Source organism: Burkholderia glumae LMG 2196 = ATCC 33617, from assembly GCF_000960995.1.
In the GTDB taxonomy this organism is placed as follows: domain Bacteria; phylum Pseudomonadota; class Gammaproteobacteria; order Burkholderiales; family Burkholderiaceae; genus Burkholderia; species Burkholderia glumae.
Map to the genome: position 1 here is coordinate 2,507,770 of NZ_CP009434.1, position 17,474 is coordinate 2,525,243.

The following is a 17,474-nucleotide window of genomic DNA, read 5'->3' on the forward strand; positions in this document are numbered from 1 at the left end:
GCTCAGTCGAAATGCGAATCGGTCGGTCGGTCGTGGGGGGCAGAAGCGGGGGCGGAGCCGACGATGGCGGGCCCCGGCAGCTGGCTCGCGTCGAAGCCGCCGCCGAGCGCGTCGATCAAGCCGATGCGCAGCGCGCGGCGCCGCGCGAGCAGGTCGATCATGCGGGTGCGCTCGTCGGCCAGCGTCAGGCGCGCGTTGTTGACGTCCTTCTCCATGCCGAAGCCGCGGCGGTGGCGCTCCTCGGCGATCCCGACGATGCGCTGCGCGGCGTCCACCGCCTTCTGCTGCCCGGCCAGCAAGGTATCCATGGTGCGCAGTTGCGTCAACTGCCGCGCGACCTGGCCGAGCGCCTGGTCCACGGTCTGGTTGTAGAGCGCGATGGCCACGTCGGCGTTGGCCACGTTGCCGGCCAGCTTCGCCTTCAGCCGGCCGCGCTCGAAGATCGGCAGCGACACGGCCGGCCCGATCGAGCCGCCGAAGGCGCGGCCGCGCAGCAGCCCGGCCGGCGTCAGCGCGAACAGGCCGCCGATCGCCGAGAGGTTCACGTTCGGGTAGAAATCGGCGCGCGCGCCGTCCACCGAGGCGAACGCGGCCTGCACGCGCAGCCGCGCGGCGACGATGTCGGGGCGCCGCCCCAGCAGCTCGGCGGGCAGCTGCGCCGGCAGCGGCGCGTCGACGAGTTGGCCCGGATGCGGGCGCGCGAGCGCGAGCCCGCGCTCGGGGCCCTTGCCCGTCATCACGCCGATCTGCACCTCGATGAGCCGGATCTGCTCGTCGGCCGAGGCGATCTGGGCCAGCAGCCGGCTGCGCTTGATGGCGGCGTCGCTGGCGTCGTAGGCGTTGTCGATGCCGCGCGCGGCGCGCTCGCGCAGCACCGCGTCGATCTGCTCGCTGGCCGCGCGCTTCTGCTCCAGCTGATCGCGCTGCGCGTAGACCTGGTCGAGCTCGCAATAGAGCGTGACGAGCGAGACCGCCAGCGTCAGGCGCGCCTGCTCGGCATCGACGCGCGCGGCGTCGCGATTCGACAGCAGCCCGCGCGTGGCGGCAGCGTGGGCGCCCCAGAGATCGAGCTGGTAGTTGAGCCCGGCGTACAGCGACGACGACGAGATGGCCGGATCGCCGAACAGCTCGACCGGCACGTTGAAGCCGCCGGCATTGACGTTGGCCACGCCGTCGCTGCGCGGCACGCGCGCCTTGGTGACCGAGGCGCCGGCCGTGCCGACCAGGCCGGTCATCGCCGAATACTGCTGCAGTTGCGCCTGCGCGATCGCGATGCGCGCCTTGGCCGCCTGCAGCGTCGGGTTGTTCTCGTAGGCCTCGGCCACCAGCGCGTCGAGCTGCGCGTCACCGAGCTGGCGCACCCAGTCCGGCGCGGGCCACGCGCCGCCCTCGGCCACCGGGCCGGTCACGCTGGCGAGCGCATCCGCGCCCGGCGTGCGCGGCGTCACGGTGGTCCGGAAACCGGACGGCACGCAAGCGCCCAGCAGGATGCCGGCCGCGAGCATGCCGCCCGCCAGTGCCGCGCGCGCCGGCCGCGCGAATCGAATCCCTCGGCTCATCCGTGGCGCACCCGCTTCGGGTTCACGCGCGCGGCCCAGCCGGGGCGCGCCTCGTCGAGCGGGCCGAGGCGGCCGAACAGGCCGTCGGCCACCCCGAACGCGATGCCCTTGAGCTTGGCGCGCTTGTCGTCCTCGCACAGCACGATCTGGATGATCTGCCAGAGCGTGAGCAGGTTCGGCACGATCGCCACCGGGAAGCGCAGGCCGTACTGCATGCCGAGCTGCACGGCGTTGCGCGCGCTGTAGTAGCGGCGATACCAGGGGTGGTGCATCGCCGAGATCTCGAACGGCCCGACCCGGTGGCGCCGCTTCGAGCCGATCCGGTGCGCCAGCACCAGCGACGGCACGAGATAGACGGGCACGCCGCGCGCCAGTGCGCGGAAGCAGTACTCGGTATCGACGTGATCGATGAAGAGGGACTCGTCGAAGCGGCCGAGACAGGCGAACGCCTCGCGCGAGATCACGCTGCCCGACGAGATCAGGAACGCGCAGCGCAGCGCCGGGGCGTCCGGCGCGATCGCCAGCCGCCGCACGGTCACGCCGTTGCTGGCGAGTTCGGGCAGGTAGCGCCGCTCGTTCTCGTCGAAGATGCGCGGGCCTGCCAGGAACGGCTGCGCGCCGAGGCGCCCGCACAACTCGCGCATGGTCGGAAAGAACGGCTCGGGCACGGTCGAGTCCTGGTCGAACAGCGCGACCGCGTCGACGCCGCGCGCGAACAGCGCGGCCAGCCCCGCGTTGTAGGCGCCCGCGATGCCGCGGCGATTGCCGTGATGGATCAGCTCGACGCCGGCGCGCAGCGCCGCCTCTCGCGCGCGCGGGTCCGGGGCCGGCGTGTTGTCGACCACCACCAGCGCGTCGCAGGCGCGCGCCACCTCGCCGATCCGCGCGAGCTGCTCGTCGCGCGCGTGATAGAGGATGATCAGTGCCCCGAGCCTCATCGCCTTGCTCCGCATCTCATGCCACCAGGGTTGGCCCGCGCCGCGGCGGGCATGTGTTCCGGCAGGGTCCGGCTGCTCACCTCGCCTCCCCGCCTCAATGTCCGATCGTCATGGCCGCGCCGCGCCTGGGCCGCGTCAGCCACATCAGGCAGGCCAGCGTCAGGCACGTCATGCTGGCCATGAAATACATGTCGCCGGTGGCCATCATGTAGGCCTGCTTCTGCACCACGTTGCTCAGCGAGACCAGCTCGCGCGTGCCGGTCATGCCCATCGCGTGCAGCGCGTCGACATAGCGCTGCGTGTTGCCGTCCGACTTCGTCACCGCCTGCGAGACCACGTCGTAATGGTAAGTGGCGCGGTTCTGCCATAGCGTCACGCTCATGGCGGTGCCGAACGCGGCCGACAGCGTGCGCAGGAAGTTCGACAGGCTGGAGGCCGCCGCGAGCTTGTCGTCGGGAATCCGCGACAGCGTGGCGGCCGTGAGCGGAATGAAGAAGCACGGCAGCCCCATGCCCTGGATCAGCCCCGGCGTGATGATCTGCGTGAAGGTCATGGTCAGCGTGAAGTGGGCGTTGTTCCATTGCACGCCGGCGAACACCAGGAAGCCGAAGGTGGCCAGCACGCGCGCGTCGAAGCGGCTCGAATAGAGCCCCACCAGGATCGAGAACACGAACGCGAGGATGCCGAGCGGTGCGGCCGCGAGCCCGGAATGGAACGCGTTGTAGCCCATCACGGTCTGCAGCCAGAGCGGGAACACCACCCCCACCACCGAGAACGCCATCATGCCGAGCGAGATGATCAGCACGCAGAACGAAAAGGTGCGGTCGCGGAACAGGCTCAGGTCCACCACCGGATGCGCCTCGCCGCGCTCCCAGATCAGCAGCGAGGCGATCGCGATGCCGGCCGTGACGGCCAGCGCGCAGATCAGCGTGGAATCGAACCAGCCGCGGTCGTGGCCCAGGTCGAGCATGGCCTGCAGCGCGCCCACCCCGATCACCAGCAGCACGATGCCCACCACGTCGATCGGGCCGGCGTGGCCGCCCTCGCGGGCCGGCTTGAGCAGGGTCACGCAGACCGTGAACGAGAACAGCCCGATCGGCAGGTTGACGAGGAAGATCCATGGCCAAGAATAGTTGTCGACGATCCAGCCGCCCGCCACCGGACCGAGGATCGGCGCGAGCAGCACCGTCATCGCCCACAGCGCGAGCGCGAGGGTGCGCCGCTCGGGCGGGAACGCACGCATCAGGATGGTCTGCGAGAGCGGCACCATCGGCCCCGAGAACAGGCCCTGCAGCGCGCGGCAGGCCACCAGCACGCGCAGGTCGCCGGCCAGCCCGCACAGCAGCGAGGTCAGCGTAAACAGCACGATCGAGGTGACGAACAGGCGCCGCTCGCCGACCCGGCGCGCGAGCCAGCCGGTCAGCGGCACCGCGATCGCGGCGGCCACCGAGTACGAGCTGATCACCCAGGTGCCCTGGCTGTTCGACACGCCGAGACTGCCCGAGATCGACGGCACGGCGACGTTGGTCACGGTCGAATCGAGCACCTCGATGAAGGTGGCGAGCGACAGCGCGAAGGTCAGCAGCGCGAGCCGCGCGCCGCGCATGGGCGGCGCGGCGTCGGCGGGCTCGGGCCCGGCAGGCGGCGGCAGCGCGGCGTTCATGCCGCTCACGCCGCCGATGGCGCCGGTGGCATCGGGCAGGGCCGCTTCGGGCGGGGCGCTATCGGCAGCGGCCAGCGGGGAGACACTCATGCGCCCGACGCCTCCGGTGCGGCCAGGCCGGGGCCGGTGGCACCGCGGCAGCCTCGCGGCGCAGGTTCGCCGTCGATGCCGCCGCCCGGCGCGATCCGCTCGGCCGGCGCGGCCGGCTCCGGAACGAAGCGCTCGATGAAGCGCGCGGCCTCCAGGCAGCCGTCGGGCGCGGCCGCCAGCGCGGCGGCGAGCTGCGCGCAGCGCAGCGCGACACCCTCGTCGCGGAGCACGTAGCCGAGCGCCGCGGCGAGCGCCGCGCTCTCCACCGGCGCGTCCAGGCGCACCCCGCAGCCGCTGTCGGCCACGCGCTGCGCGTTGTCGAACTGGTCGTGCGCCGACGGCATCACCACCTGCGCGATGCCGGCCTCGTAGGCAAGCGAGGCCGTGCCGATGCCGCCGTGATGCACCAGCGCGCGGCAGCGCGGCAGCAGCCGGCGCAGCGGCAGGTAGCGGCGCGTGAGCAGCCGCGGCATGTCGCGGCCGTCGTGGTGCTCGGCCGGATCGTGCGGCGCGGCATCGGGCGTGATCAGGATGCCGCGCGTGCCGGTCACCCGCATCGCCTCGGCGGTCGCACGCGCGAAGCCGGCACCGTCCACGCGCGTCGAGCCGGCCGTAAACACCACCGGCGGCTCGCCCGCCGCGAGGAACGCCTCGAGTTCCGGGTCCGGCAGCGGATCGTCGATGTCGTTGAACAGCGGAAAGCCGGTCTGCCGATGATTGGCCGGCCAGTCGGGCTGCGGCGCCGCGAACCAGTCGGGAAACAGGCACAGCACGCCGTCGGTGGAGTGCAGCCAGCGGCCGAGGATGCGGCGCGCCGGCGCGAGCCCGAGCTCCGCGCGCAGCGCGTTGAGCGCCGGCCCGCAGATCCGGTCGAGCACGCCGCGCTCGATCAGCGTGATGAGCCCGGCCTTCAGCGCGAGCGGCAGCCGGCGCGGCACGGTCAGGCGCTTGTGGGTGGGCGGCGCGTGCGCCGAGAGCAGCGTGGAGGGCGACACCTGCACCGACACGTAGGGCGTGCCGTTGCGCTCCTGCAACAGCCGCGCGGAGAACGCCCAGAGCGTGCCGATCAGCACCGTGTCGCCGTCCACCAGCGCCGAGAGCTGCTCGAAATGCGGGCGCAGCGACGGCGCGATCACGCTCCAGAGCGTGCGCAGCGAGGTGCGCGGATTCCACAGCGCCGGGTTCGCCATCGCCTGCGCGTACTCCTGCGCGGTGCCGATCGGCACGAACGCGAAGCCGCAGCGCCGCGCGCTCGCCTCGAATTGCGGATGCGTGCAAAACACCACCTGGTGCCCGCGGGCCGCGAGCGCGCGGCCGATACCGAGCAGCGGGTACACGTCGCCCGCCGACCCGATCGCCGTGATGATCATCTTGGACATCGATACCGCCTCTGATGGGCTCGAAAGAGATAGGCGCCGCGCGCCGCGCGATCCGCAGATGGCGCGCGCGGCGCATGCCTTGCCGCCGGCATCGCCGCCTGGCGCGGCGGCGCGCGCCGCACCGGGCGCCGGGACGGCGCGGTTACGACATCAGCGGCATCGGCGACAGCGAATCGAACGATCCGTCGGACGGGGACGCGCTGCGCGCCTCGTCGCAGAAGTAGCCGAGGATCGCCGCGCGCACGTTCTCCTGCTGCTGGCGCCCTTCCAGGTCGAGGAAGTGGCCGGTCTTGGCGATCGTCTCGAACTCGGCGCGCCGCACGTAGCTGCCGAGCCGGCGCACGTCGGCGGGGGTGGTGTATTCGTCGAGCTCGCCGTTGATGAACTTCACGCCGCATTGGATCCGCGTGAACTCGTCGAGATAGGCCTCCGGCTTCATCTCCAGGATCTGGTTCACGTGGAAGGCCACCTGATCCTGCTCGTCACGCGGCAGCTTGGTCAGGTAGCGGTAGTTGTAGAGCTTCATGATGCGCGGCAGGTAGCGGCCCACGGTGTCGTTGAGCAGCTGCGCGGCGTGCAGGTTCTCGCCCGCCGCGATGTGGTCGCGCGCGCGCGTGACGTAGTCGATCATCGCGTCGTTGAGAAACGGCGAGAACGAGGCCACCACCGCGCGGCGGATGCTGGTGCAGCCGCGCGAGAGCGCGAACAGCGACGCCACCCCGCCCCACGACACCGACAGCAGGTAGCTGGGCCGAAAGCGCTCGGTCAGGTACAGCAGGATGTCGACCTCGTCGTCCTTGGTCAGTACGAACTTGCCGGGATTGTGCTGGCGCGACTGGCCCGCGTAGGGCAGGTCGAAGCAGATGGAATTGAGCCGCTCGCCGAGGTAGCGCACGGTCTGGCCGAACGAGGCGGTGGTCGCGAGCGCACCGTTGATCAGGATGACCGTCTCGAACGAAGGATCGTAGACGTGATGTTCGACGTAGACCTGCAAGCCATTCGGCAGCGGGACGACCTGTTTTTCGATAGGCATGGCGTACTCCGGCAGTGACCCGGCAATCAATGCGACACACGCTCGCTCACGCGAAGCGCTCCCCATAGCCCGCCCGCGAGCCAACATCCCCGTGGCGGCTACCCTGCGCGCCGGAAATCCGCGGCCCTCTGCCGACGGATGCAGCCGCCATGAGTGCGCGACGCAACGCGTTGCGCGCCCCACCCTACGACCCCGGCCCTCTAAAAATGACACGCGATGCTGTCGTTATTTCCGATTTCAGCGTTGTGCCGCAACTGCATGACACATCGCGGCTCGCTTGCGCATGGGTATGAATACTAATACGCGGTATCGCAGAAACTCAACCAATTCGATTTAATTTTCGACATCTAAAAATTTGGCTTGCCTTTTTCGTGATCCTCAAAATTGCCAAAAAATGCTTGCCGAAAAGGCAGCGTCACATTAGCGCCATGCTTGCCGTGATATAACGCACCGCTTGCCCTGTCAGTTCTATCAGGCGCAGCATGGCGGACCGGATTCCTCAGCAAAATATCTTTCCTTTCAATGATATCGCGGCATGATGCACGACAGCAGCCGGACGCCCCAAGATAGTGCCGCGCCGTCCGCGCCGGGGCGGCCAGGGTCTCGCGCGAGGCGCCAGCGCAGCGGCGCGCTGCAATTTCGTCATTGATAGCGCATTTAAAACGGGAAAAATTCCAGGCTTTAAAGATCTTAAAAAATAATTAACCGTTTTACCAGGCAAGACGGTATCGGGAATTGAACAGGAACGAGTAATGCCGACCGCCGTCGGCGCGCGGTCGCCGGTAAAAATTTCAGCGATCGCACTCTCGTGCCCGCCCCTTCCATTGGCCGCGCGTTGCTGCCCGAGCGATTATTGATTGAACGATCAATAAAAAACCGCTACCCTGCCTGCTTTCCCGACCTCGCCGACGTGCCATGCCCAAACTCGGAATGCGCGAAGTGCGCCGCGCGCAGCTGATCGACGCGACGCTGCGCGCCATCGACGAAACCGGCCTGCCCGGCACGACGCTCGCGTCGGTCGCGCAGCGCGCGAACATCTCGACGGGCATCGTGAGCCATTACTTCGGCGACAAGGACGGCCTGCTCGAGGCCACCATGCGCCACGTGCTGCGCGACCTGTGGGCCGCCACCGCGCGCCGCCGCGCCGCCGCGCGCCGCGAGCCGCGCGCCCGGCTGCGTGCGATCGTGGCCGCGAACTTCGACGCCACGCAGGTCAGCACGCCCGTCATGAAGACCTGGCTCGCGTTCTGGTCGCAGAGCATGCATGCGCCGGCGCTCGGCCGGCTGCAGCGCGTAAACACGCGGCGGCTGCACTCGAACCTGTGCGCCGAGTTCGCGCGGGCGCTGCCGCGCGAGCGCGCCCGCCACGCGGCGCTCGGCCTCGCCGCGCTGATCGACGGGCTCTGGCTGCGCGGCGCGCTGGCCGGCGCGCCGGTCGACACGCGCTCGGCGCAGCGGCTCGCCAACGACTACATCGACCTGCAGCTCGCGCACGGCGCGGCTGGGGGCGCCACCGATTGATCGATCAGGAGGATTGAATGACGGCTTATGGTCTGCAACGGCTTTACATCGGCGGCGGCTACGTCGACGCGACGAGCGGCGCCACCTTCGACAGCCTCGACCCCGCCACCGGCGAGACGCTCGCCGTGGTCCAGCAGGCCGCCGCGGCCGATGTGGACCGCGCGGTGGCGGCGGCGCGCGAGGGCCAGCGCGAATGGGCCGCGCTCACGGCGATGCAGCGCTCGCGCATCCTGCGCCGTGCGGTCGAACTGCTGCGCGAGCGCAACGACGCGCTCGCCGAGCTCGAGACGCGCGACACCGGCAAGCCGATCGCCGAGACGCGCGCCGTGGACATCGTCACCGGCGCCGACGTGATCGAGTACTACGCGGGGCTCGCCACCGCGATCGAGGGGCAGCAGATCCCGCTGCGCGAGGATTCGTTCGTCTATACGCGGCGCGAGCCGCTCGGCGTGTGCGCCGGAATCGGCGCCTGGAACTATCCGATCCAGATCGCCTGCTGGAAGAGCGCGCCCGCGCTCGCGGCCGGCAACGCGATGATCTTCAAGCCGAGCGAGGTCACCCCGCTCACGGCGCTCAAGCTCGCCGAGATCTACACCGAGGCCGGCGTGCCGGCCGGCGTGTTCAACGTGGTGCAGGGCAACGGCGTGGTGGGCGCGCTGCTGGCGGGCCATCCCGGCATCGCCAAGGTGTCGTTCACGGGCGGCGTGGAGACCGGCAAGAAGGTGATGTCGCTGGCCGGCGCCTCGTCGCTGAAGGAGGTGACGATGGAGCTGGGCGGCAAGTCGCCCTTGATCGTGTTCGCCGACGCCGATCTCGACCGCGCCGCCGACATCGCCGTGACCGCCAACTTCTTCAGCTCCGGCCAGGTCTGCACCAACGGCACGCGCGTGTTCGTCGAGCGCGCCGTGAAGGACGCGTTCGTCGCGCGCGTGCTCGAACGCGTGGCGCGAATCCGCGTGGGCCACCCGGCCGATCCGGCCACCAACTTCGGCCCGCTCGCGAGCGCCGCGCAGCTCGCCAAGGTGCTCGACTTCATCGAGAGCGGCAAGGCCGAGGGCGCGACGCTGCTGGCGGGCGGCACGCGGCTCGTGGGCGGCGATCTCGCGCGCGGCCAGTACGTGGCGCCGACCGTGTTCGCCGGCTGCCACGACGGCATGCGCATCGTGCGCGAGGAAATCTTCGGGCCGGTGATGAGCCTGCTCGACTTCGCCGACGAGGACGAGGTGGTCGCGCGCGCCAACGATACCGCCTTCGGCCTCGCGGCCGGCGTGGTCACCGAGAATCTCGCGCGCGCGCACCGCGTGATCCACCGGCTCGAGGCCGGCATCTGCTGGATCAACACCTGGGGCGAATCGCCGGCCGAGATGCCGGTGGGCGGCTACAAGCAGTCCGGCGTCGGCCGCGAGAACGGCATCACCACGCTCGAGCACTACACGCGCATCAAGTCGGTGCAGGTCGAGCTCGGCCGCTACCACCCGGTGTTCTGATGTTCCGACGACAGGAGGCAAGGCGATGACGACCACGCTCGAATACGACTACATCATCTGCGGCGCCGGCTCGGCCGGCAACGTGCTCGCCGCGCGGCTGACCGAGGACCCCGGCGTGACCGTGCTGCTGCTCGAGGCGGGCGGCCCCGACTACCGTTTCGACTTCCGCACCCAGATGCCGGCCGCGCTCGCCTATCCGCTGCAGGGCCGCCGCTACAATTGGGCCTACGAGACCGATCCCGAGCCGCACATGGACAACCGCCGCATGGAATGCGGACGCGGCAAGGGGCTCGGCGGCTCGTCGCTGATCAACGGCATGTGCTACATCCGCGGCAACGCGCTCGACTACGACAACTGGGCGACGCACGCGGGACTCGAGGACTGGACCTATCTCGACTGCCTGCCCTACTTCCGCCGCGCCGAGACGCGCGACGCGGGCCCCAACGACTACCACGGCGGCGACGGGCCGGTGTCGGTCACCACCAGCAAGCCCGGCGTGAATCCGCTGTTCGAGGCGATGGTGGAGGCCGGCGTGCAGGCCGGCTACCCGCGCACCGACGACCTGAACGGCTATCGGCAGGAAGGCTTCGGGCCGATGGACCGCACCGTCACGCCGCGCGGGCGCCGCGCCTCCACCGCGCGCGGCTACCTGGACCAGGCACGCGCGCGGCCGAACCTGGAGATCGTCACGCACGCGGTGGCCGACCGCGTGCTGTTCTCGGGCAAGCGCGCCTACGGCGTGGCCTACCTGCGCCGCGGCCAGCCCGTGACGGCGCACGCGCGCCGCGAGGTGCTGGTATGCAGCGGCGCGATCGCCTCGCCGCAGCTGCTGCAGCGCTCGGGCGTGGGTCCCGGCCAGTGGCTGCGCGAGCTCGACATTCCGGTGGTGCACGAGCTGCCCGGCGTGGGCCAGAACCTGCAGGACCATCTGGAGATGTACATTCAATACGCCTGCAAGGAGCCCGTGTCGCTGTACCCGGCGCTGAAGTGGTGGAACCAGCCGAAGATCGGCCTCGAATGGATGCTCAACGGCACCGGCCTCGGCGCGAGCAACCATTTCGAGGCGGGCGGCTTCATCCGCACCCGCGACGAAGACCTCTGGCCGAACATCCAGTACCACTTCCTGCCGGTGGCGATCAACTACAACGGCTCGAACGCGATCGAGATGCACGGCTTCCAGGCCCACGTCGGCTCGATGCGCTCGCCGAGCCGCGGCCGCGTGAAGCTGACCTCGCGCGATCCGAACGCGCATCCGAGCATCCTGTTCAATTACATGTCCGAGCCGCTCGACTGGCGCGAGTTCCGCGACGCAATCCGCGTCACGCGCGAGATCATGCGCCAGCCCGCGCTCGACCGCTTCCGCGGCCAGGAGCTGAATCCCGGTGCCGAGCTGAAATCGGACGCACAGCTCGACGCGTTCGTGCGCCAGCGCGCCGAGACGGCCTTCCATCCGTCGTGCTCGAACAAGATGGGCTACGACGCGATGGCGGTGGTCGACAACGAGGGGCGCGTCCACGGCCTGGACGGGCTGCGCGTGGTGGACGCGTCGATCATGCCGATCATCACGACCGGCAACCTCAACGCGCCCACCATCATGATCGCCGAGAAGATCGCCGACCGGATTCGCGGGCGCGTCCCGCTGGCGCGCGCGACGGCGAAATACTTCGTCGCGAACGGCGCGCCGGCGCGCGGCAAGCCGCTGCGGGAAGCGCAAGCCGCCTGACGCGCGCGGCGGCGCGGCAGCCGGGCGCCCCAGCGCGCGGCATTGCCGGACGCCGCGCCGTCGTCACACTCCAGCCCCCCCCTCGCGGGGCGGGACGCGCGCCGCACGACGGCCGCGCCTCCCCGCCACGCCAGCCAGCCAGCCGGTTTTACAGGCGCGCCGGGCTCGATCTGAAAAAACTACAAAAAAGAACGAGCCGGCCGGCCAGGCGCGCCGCATCGAGGCGCGCGCGAGCCCCGCCGCAGGCGCGCGTGCCGTCCGCGCCGCAGGCACGACCCGCATGGCACGAAACATGCTTTCTATAGCGCCGACGATGCCGTCGGTGCGGCGCGCGAGGCGAGCCTCGCCGCACCAGCCGCGGCGTCGAATCCGGCCGGCGCGCCCAGGCGACACACCCGGCCTCAACGATTTGGAGAAGCCAGCTTGGCAGGTCTTACCCATTACTCACGCCGCGAGTCGGGCCACCGGGGCGCCATCGAGCTTCACCGCGATCAATCGCCCTGGATCGGAATTGTCGAAATGAACAAAGCTGCCGGAAACATCTTGCTGGTCGAGGATTCACCGCTGGACGCCGAACTGACGGAAACGGCACTGTGGTCGATCGGCGTACACAACCCGCTCGTCACGGTCGGCGACGGCGAGGCCGCGCTCGACTATCTGCTGCGCCGCGGCGCCTGGTCCGCGCGCGCGCCGGGCAACCCCGACTTCGTGCTGCTGGACCAGGGCCTGCCGAAGCTGGACGGCTTCGAGGTGCTCGCGGCGATCCGCGCCGAGACCGCGCTCGACAGCCTGCCGGTGATCATGCTGACGGCCTCGACGAGCGAGGGCGACCTGAACCGCTGCTTCGAACTCGGCGCCGACGCGCACATCATCAAGCCGCTGAAGCTGGCGAACTTCCTGGCCGCGGTGGAGTGTGTCAGCGGCAAGTGGGCGCTGCCGAACTATCTGTTCCCGGCCTTTTTCGGCGGCAGCGCGGCCTGACGCGCGCGCCGGCGGCGCGGGCGGCGACGATTCGCGCCATGCCACGAACAAAGCGCGCGAATCGGCCGGGATTGTTCGCCTGCGGCCGCGCCAAGCGCCCCCGCATCGGCCGGCGTGCCGTGCACCTGACGGCCGCCGGCCGCATCGCTATCCTGTTTCACGCATAGGCTTAGCACGATTGCTACCATAGCGTTCCCGAAACCGGCCGGCATCGGGGTGCCTCGCGGGTCGTTCCGCCCGGGTTCCTGCCACCGCGCCGCCGCCATCCGATCAGCCGACCCGTGACTCCAGAACCGATCCTCACCGTCTCTCATCTGTCGAAAACCTACGCGTCGGGCTTCAAGTCGCTCGACGACGTGAACCTGTCGATCCGGCCCGGCGAGATCTTCGCGCTGCTCGGCCCGAACGGCGCCGGCAAGACCACGCTGATCAGCACCATCTGCGGCATCGTCACGCCCACCGAGGGCAGCGTGACGGTGGGCGGCCACGACATCCGGAGCGGCTTTCGCGCCGCCCGCGAGATGATCGGCCTGGTCCCGCAGGAGCTGACCACCGACTCGTTCGAAACGGTCTGGGCCACCGTCTCGTTCAGCCGCGGCCTGTTCGGCAAGGCGCCGAATCCCGCGCATCTCGAGAAGGTGCTGAAGGACCTCTCGCTCTGGGACAAGCGCGACAACAAGCTGATGACGCTGTCGGGCGGCATGAAGCGCCGCGTGCTGATCGCCAAGGCGCTCTCGCACGAGCCGCGCATCCTGTTCCTCGACGAGCCGACCGCCGGCGTGGACGTGGAGCTGCGCCGCGACATGTGGAAGCTCGTCGATCAGTTGCGCGCGAGCGGCGTGACGATCGTGCTGACCACCCACTACATCGAGGAAGCCGAGCAGATGGCCGACCGGATCGGCGTCATCAACGGCGGGCGGATCGTGCTGGTGGAGGAGAAGTCCGAGCTGATGCGCAAGCTCGGCCGCAAGCAGCTCACGCTGCAGCTCGACACGCCGCTCGCGGCGATTCCCGACGCGCTGGCCCGGTTCCGGCTCGAACTGGCCAAGGACGGCGCCGAGCTCGTCTACACCTACGAGGCCGAGCGCGAGCAGGCGATCGCCGCGCTGCTCGGCGCGCTGGCCGAGGCCGGCATCCGCTTCCGCGACCTGCAGACCTCGCAGAGCTCGCTCGAGGAAATCTTCGTGAGCCTCATCGACGGCGGCCGCCCCGCCCCGACGAGCGCCGCTTCCGCCTGACCCGAGACAGGACCCCGCATGTTCAACCTGCACGCAGTTCGCGCGATCTACCGCGCGGAAATGGCCCGCACCTGGCGCACCCTGACCCAGAGCATCATCGCGCCGGTGATCTCCACCTCGCTCTACTTCGTCGTGTTCGGCTCGGCGATCGGCTCGCGCATCAGCGCCGTAAACGGCATCAGCTACGGGTCGTTCATCGTGCCGGGCCTCGTGATGCTGTCGCTGCTGTCGCAAAGCATCTCGAACGCCTCGTTCGGCATCTACTTCCCCCGCTTCACCGGCACCATCTACGAGATCCTCGCCGCGCCGGTCTCGTACTGGGAGATCGTGCTCGCCTATGTGGGCGCGGCCGCCACCAAGTCGGTGCTGGTCGGCTTCATCATCCTCGCCACCGCCAGCCTGTTCGTGCCGATGCACATCCTGCATCCGGTCTGGATGGTGCTGTTCCTGCTGCTCACCGCGATCACGTTCAGCCTGTTCGGCTTCGTGATCGGCATCTGGGCCGACAGCTTCGAGAAGCTCTCGCTGGTGCCGCTGCTGATCGTCACGCCGCTCACGTTCCTCGGCGGCAGCTTCTATTCGGTGGACATGCTGCCGCCGTTCTGGCGCGTGGTCACGCTGTTCAATCCGATCGTCTACCTGGTGAGCGGCTTTCGCTGGGCGTTCTTCGGGCTCGCCGACGTGCATATCGGCATCAGCCTCGCGATGACGGCGCTGTTCCTCGTCGTGCTGCTGTTCGTGGTGGCGTGGATCTTCCGCACCGGCTACCGCCTCAAGAAATGAAGCACTGAAGGCGCATGCAAAGGCCGGCGCGGCGCCGGCCTGCCGCCTGCCGATGGCGTGCCTGTTCCAGCCCGATGCCGGATTCGTTCTATGGCGACGATTAATGGTCGCATCTACTGACCGCGTACCGCCTCGCCCCGAGGCGGGCCTGCCCAGAGAACGCCTTGCCCGCCGCCGCCCCCACCCCGTCCGCCGCCCCCGCGAGCGCCGCCGCGCGCCTCGAACGCCTGCCGTTTTCCGGCTACCACGCGCTGATCTGCGCGGTCATCGCGATCGCGTTCTTCTTCGATTCGGTCGATCTGGGCACGATGACCTTCGTGCTCGGCTCGATCCGTCAGGAGTTCGGACTGTCGAGCGCGACGGCCGGCCTGGTCGCCAGCGCGAGCTTCTTCGGCATGGTGGCCGGCGCGGCGCTGGCGGGGCTGCTGGCCGACCGCTTCGGCCGCCGGCCGGTGTTCCAGTGGAGCATGGTGCTGTGGGGCGCCGCGTCCTATCTGTGCTCGACCGCGCAGAGCGTCGAGGCGCTGATCGGCTGGCGCGTGCTGCTCGGCGTCGGCATGGGCATGGAATTCCCGATCGCGCAGACGCTGCTGTCCGAATTCGTGCCCGCCGCCAACCGCGGCCGGCTGATCGCGCTGATCGACGGCTTCTGGCCGCTCGGCTTCATCTGCGCGGGCGCGGTGTCGTACTTCGTGCTGCCGGCGCTAGGCTGGCGCGCCGTGTTCGCGCTGCTCGCGATTCCCGCGGTGTTCGTGCTGGTGGTGCGCCGCGTCGTGCCGGAATCGCCGCGCTGGCTCGAACACCACGGCCGCCGCGACGAGGCCGCGCGCGTGCTCGAACGCATCGAGGCGAAGGTGATGCGCTCGGCCGGCCTCGCCTCGCTGCCGCAGCCGTCGCGGCTCGCCGAGCCGCCCGTCACGCGCGGCCGCGGCGCACTGCGCGAGATCTGGAGCGGCCCGTACCGGCGCCGCACGGCGATGGTCTGGCTGCTCTGGTTCTTCGCGCTGCTGGGCTTCTACGGCCTCACCTCGTGGCTCGGCGCGCTGCTGCAGCAGGCCGGCTACGCGCTCACGCAGTCGGTGCTCTATACCGTGCTGATCTCGCTCGGCGGCGTGCCCGGCTTCCTCTGCGCGGCCTGGCTCGTCGAGCGCTGGGGCCGCAAGCCCACCACCATCGCCTCGCTGGTCGGCGGCGGCGCGCTGGCCTACGTCTACGGGCAGAGCGCGCTGCACGGCCACAGCATCGCGCTGCTGATCGGCACCGGGCTCGCGATGCAGTTCTTCCTGTTCGGCATGTGGGCCGCGCTCTATACCTATACGCCCGAGCTGTACGGCACCGGCGCGCGCGCGACCGGCTCCGGGTTCGCCTCGGCAATCGGCCGGATCGGCTCGCTGATCGGCCCCTACGTGGTGGGCCTCGTGCTGCCGCGGTTCGGGCAGGGCGGCGTGTTCACGCTCGGCGCGCTGTCGTTCGTGATGACAGCGCTCGCGGTGGCCTGGCTCGGGATCGAAACCCGCGGGCTCGCGCTGGAGGCACTGGCGGGCGACGACGGCGAGGCCGCCGGGCAGGGGCGCTACGCGGCGGGAGCGGCGGCCGAGTGAGGCTCGCGAGGCCGGCGCTTGCCGGCCGCGCGGTTCGCGCCAGACATGAGCGGATATGTGAGCGGATATCGCGGCCAGCCGGCCCGACCTCATGCACCTCGCGGCGGCATGGGCACGTGGACGCGTGCGGGCCGCCGGGCGGACCCGGCGCCCGCCCGCTCGCCACCCGGCTCGCCGCCGCCCTCGGCGTTTACACCGATTTCCGTCCCTTCATGATTGCATCGGGCTTTCGCGAAGTTATATGATGACGTAACACTTACCCGGCCCCGTGCCGTCGTCCGCCCGCACCCGGCGCCTGCCCCGGCGACGCCGCGGCGCCCCCGCCTCACGAACCGATCCGCGATCCCGATGAGCACTCCGCTGTCCGCCTCCCACGTCGTCTACGTCTCGAACTCCGAGGACGGCGACCTTTCCGTCTACCATCTCGACGCGGCGCAGGGCCGGCTCGAGCCGTTCGCCCGCACGCCGGCCGGCAGCGTGGTGATGCCGCAGGCGCCCACGCAGGACGGCCTGCGTCTGTACGTGGCCACGCGCGGCACCGAGCCGGCCATCGTCGCCTACGAGATCGGCGCACAAGGCGCGCTGACGCAGCGCTTCTCGACGCCGATCGACGCAAGCCTCGCCTACCTGTCGGTCGACCACGCCGGGCGCCTGCTGTTCGGCGCGTCCTACGGCGGCAGCCGCCTGTTCGTGTTCGACGCAAACCGCCTCGCGCACGGCGACGGCACGCCGCTGCAGTTCATCGACCGGATTCAGAACGCGCACTCGATCATCGTCTCCGACGACGACCGCTATGCCTACGCGGCCTCGCTGGGCCTCGACCGGATCCTTTTCTACGGCATCGCGCGCGCCGGCGACGAGGCGGCGCTGATCGCGCGCGGCGAACTCGCGACGCCGGCCGGCTTCGGCCCGCGCCACCTGCGCCTCGCGCCGGACGGCGCGACGCTCTACGCGATCGGCGAATTCCACGGCACGGTACTCGCGATCGCACGCGATCCGGTGACGGGCGAGCTGGGCGAGGCGACCGTGTCGGACCTCGCGCCGAGCATCGCGCACCTGCCGCACGGCGCGCCGCGCCCGCCCGCGCCGACCGCGCCCTGCGTCTGGGCGGCCGACCTGCAGGTCTCGCCGGACGGCCGCCACGTCCACGCGACCGAGCGCACCACCAGCCGCATCATCACGTTTCGCGTGGGCGAGCAGCGTGCGCTGCATTATGCGAGCTGCATCGAGACCGAGAAGCAGCCGCGCGGCATCCGCCTCTCGCCCGACGGCACGCTGCTGGCCGCGAGCGGCGAGCTCTCGCCGTTCATCTCGCTGTACCGCGTCGATGCGGCGAGCGGCGCGCTGACGCCGGTGGCGCGCGTGGCGGGCGGCAAGGGCGCGAACTGGATCGAGATCCTGCCGCTCGGCAGCGCCTGAACCGGCGACGCCGGCGCCGGCATCACGCGCCGCCGGCCCGGTTGCACCTGGCACGCACC

At 70.3% G+C, this 17,474-nt stretch carries 13 protein-coding genes; 8 read left to right on the top strand and 5 right to left on the bottom strand.

The genetic code is table 11. From position 1 onward, the window contains the following. Positions 1-2 precede the first annotated feature (2 nt). From KS03_RS11265 to KS03_RS11285, 5 genes are all read right to left on the bottom strand, one after another. Positions 3-1,559, bottom strand: coding sequence for an efflux transporter outer membrane subunit (locus KS03_RS11265; RefSeq protein WP_012733407.1), 1,557 nt, complete (start codon positions 1,557-1,559; stop codon positions 3-5). Next, the gene (locus KS03_RS11270) at positions 1,556-2,497 is read right to left on the bottom strand and encodes a glycosyltransferase family 2 protein (RefSeq protein ID WP_012733406.1); all 942 of its coding nucleotides are present in this window, start codon (positions 2,495-2,497) and stop codon (positions 1,556-1,558) included. Before KS03_RS11270 ends, KS03_RS11265 begins: the two co-directional genes overlap by 4 nt. A 94-nt stretch (positions 2,498-2,591) precedes the next feature. Next, positions 2,592-4,160, bottom strand: a complete 1,569-nt coding sequence (locus tag KS03_RS11275) for a DHA2 family efflux MFS transporter permease subunit (RefSeq protein WP_035979719.1) — start codon at positions 4,158-4,160, stop codon at positions 2,592-2,594. An 86-nt stretch (positions 4,161-4,246) separates the two neighbouring features. Further along, positions 4,247-5,629 (bottom strand): glycosyltransferase, encoded by a 1,383-nt coding sequence (locus KS03_RS11280; RefSeq protein ID WP_012733404.1) that lies wholly within the window; start codon positions 5,627-5,629, stop codon positions 4,247-4,249. A gap of 142 nt (positions 5,630-5,771) precedes the next feature. Next, positions 5,772-6,662: an alpha/beta fold hydrolase gene (locus KS03_RS11285; RefSeq protein WP_012733403.1), complete on the bottom strand. Its 891-nt coding sequence runs from the start codon at positions 6,660-6,662 to the stop codon at positions 5,772-5,774. 915 nt (positions 6,663-7,577) lie between these two features. On the opposite strand from KS03_RS11285, the gene betI reads away from it, so the two are divergent. From betI to KS03_RS11325, 8 genes are all read left to right on the top strand, one after another. Beyond that, positions 7,578-8,183: a transcriptional regulator BetI gene (gene betI, locus KS03_RS11290; protein ID WP_012733402.1), complete on the top strand. Its 606-nt coding sequence runs from the start codon at positions 7,578-7,580 to the stop codon at positions 8,181-8,183. Between the two features lie 17 nt (positions 8,184-8,200). Next, positions 8,201-9,670 carry a betaine-aldehyde dehydrogenase gene (gene betB, locus KS03_RS11295; protein ID WP_012733401.1) on the top strand — a complete coding sequence of 490 codons (1,470 nt, stop codon included), beginning with the start codon at positions 8,201-8,203 and terminating at the stop codon, positions 9,668-9,670. Between the two features lie 25 nt (positions 9,671-9,695). Beyond that, the gene (gene betA, locus KS03_RS11300; RefSeq protein ID WP_012733400.1) at positions 9,696-11,393 is read left to right on the top strand and encodes a choline dehydrogenase; all 1,698 of its coding nucleotides are present in this window, start codon (positions 9,696-9,698) and stop codon (positions 11,391-11,393) included. 519 nt (positions 11,394-11,912) lie between these two features. Continuing rightward, positions 11,913-12,374, top strand: a complete 462-nt coding sequence (locus tag KS03_RS11305; protein WP_012733399.1) for a response regulator — start codon at positions 11,913-11,915, stop codon at positions 12,372-12,374. 281 nt (positions 12,375-12,655) lie between these two features. Next, positions 12,656-13,612: an ABC transporter ATP-binding protein gene (locus KS03_RS11310; protein WP_012733398.1), complete on the top strand. Its 957-nt coding sequence runs from the start codon at positions 12,656-12,658 to the stop codon at positions 13,610-13,612. 18 nt (positions 13,613-13,630) lie between these two features. Next, positions 13,631-14,395, top strand: coding sequence for an ABC transporter permease (locus KS03_RS11315; RefSeq protein WP_012733397.1), 765 nt, complete (start codon positions 13,631-13,633; stop codon positions 14,393-14,395). Positions 14,396-14,559: 164 nt separating this feature from the next. Beyond that, positions 14,560-15,996, top strand: coding sequence for an MFS transporter (locus KS03_RS11320; RefSeq protein WP_012733396.1), 1,437 nt, complete (start codon positions 14,560-14,562; stop codon positions 15,994-15,996). Between the two features lie 348 nt (positions 15,997-16,344). After that, on the top strand, positions 16,345-17,415 hold the full coding sequence (locus KS03_RS11325) for a lactonase family protein (protein ID WP_012733395.1): 1,071 nt from the start codon (positions 16,345-16,347) through the stop codon (positions 17,413-17,415). Positions 17,416-17,474 lie beyond the last annotated feature (59 nt).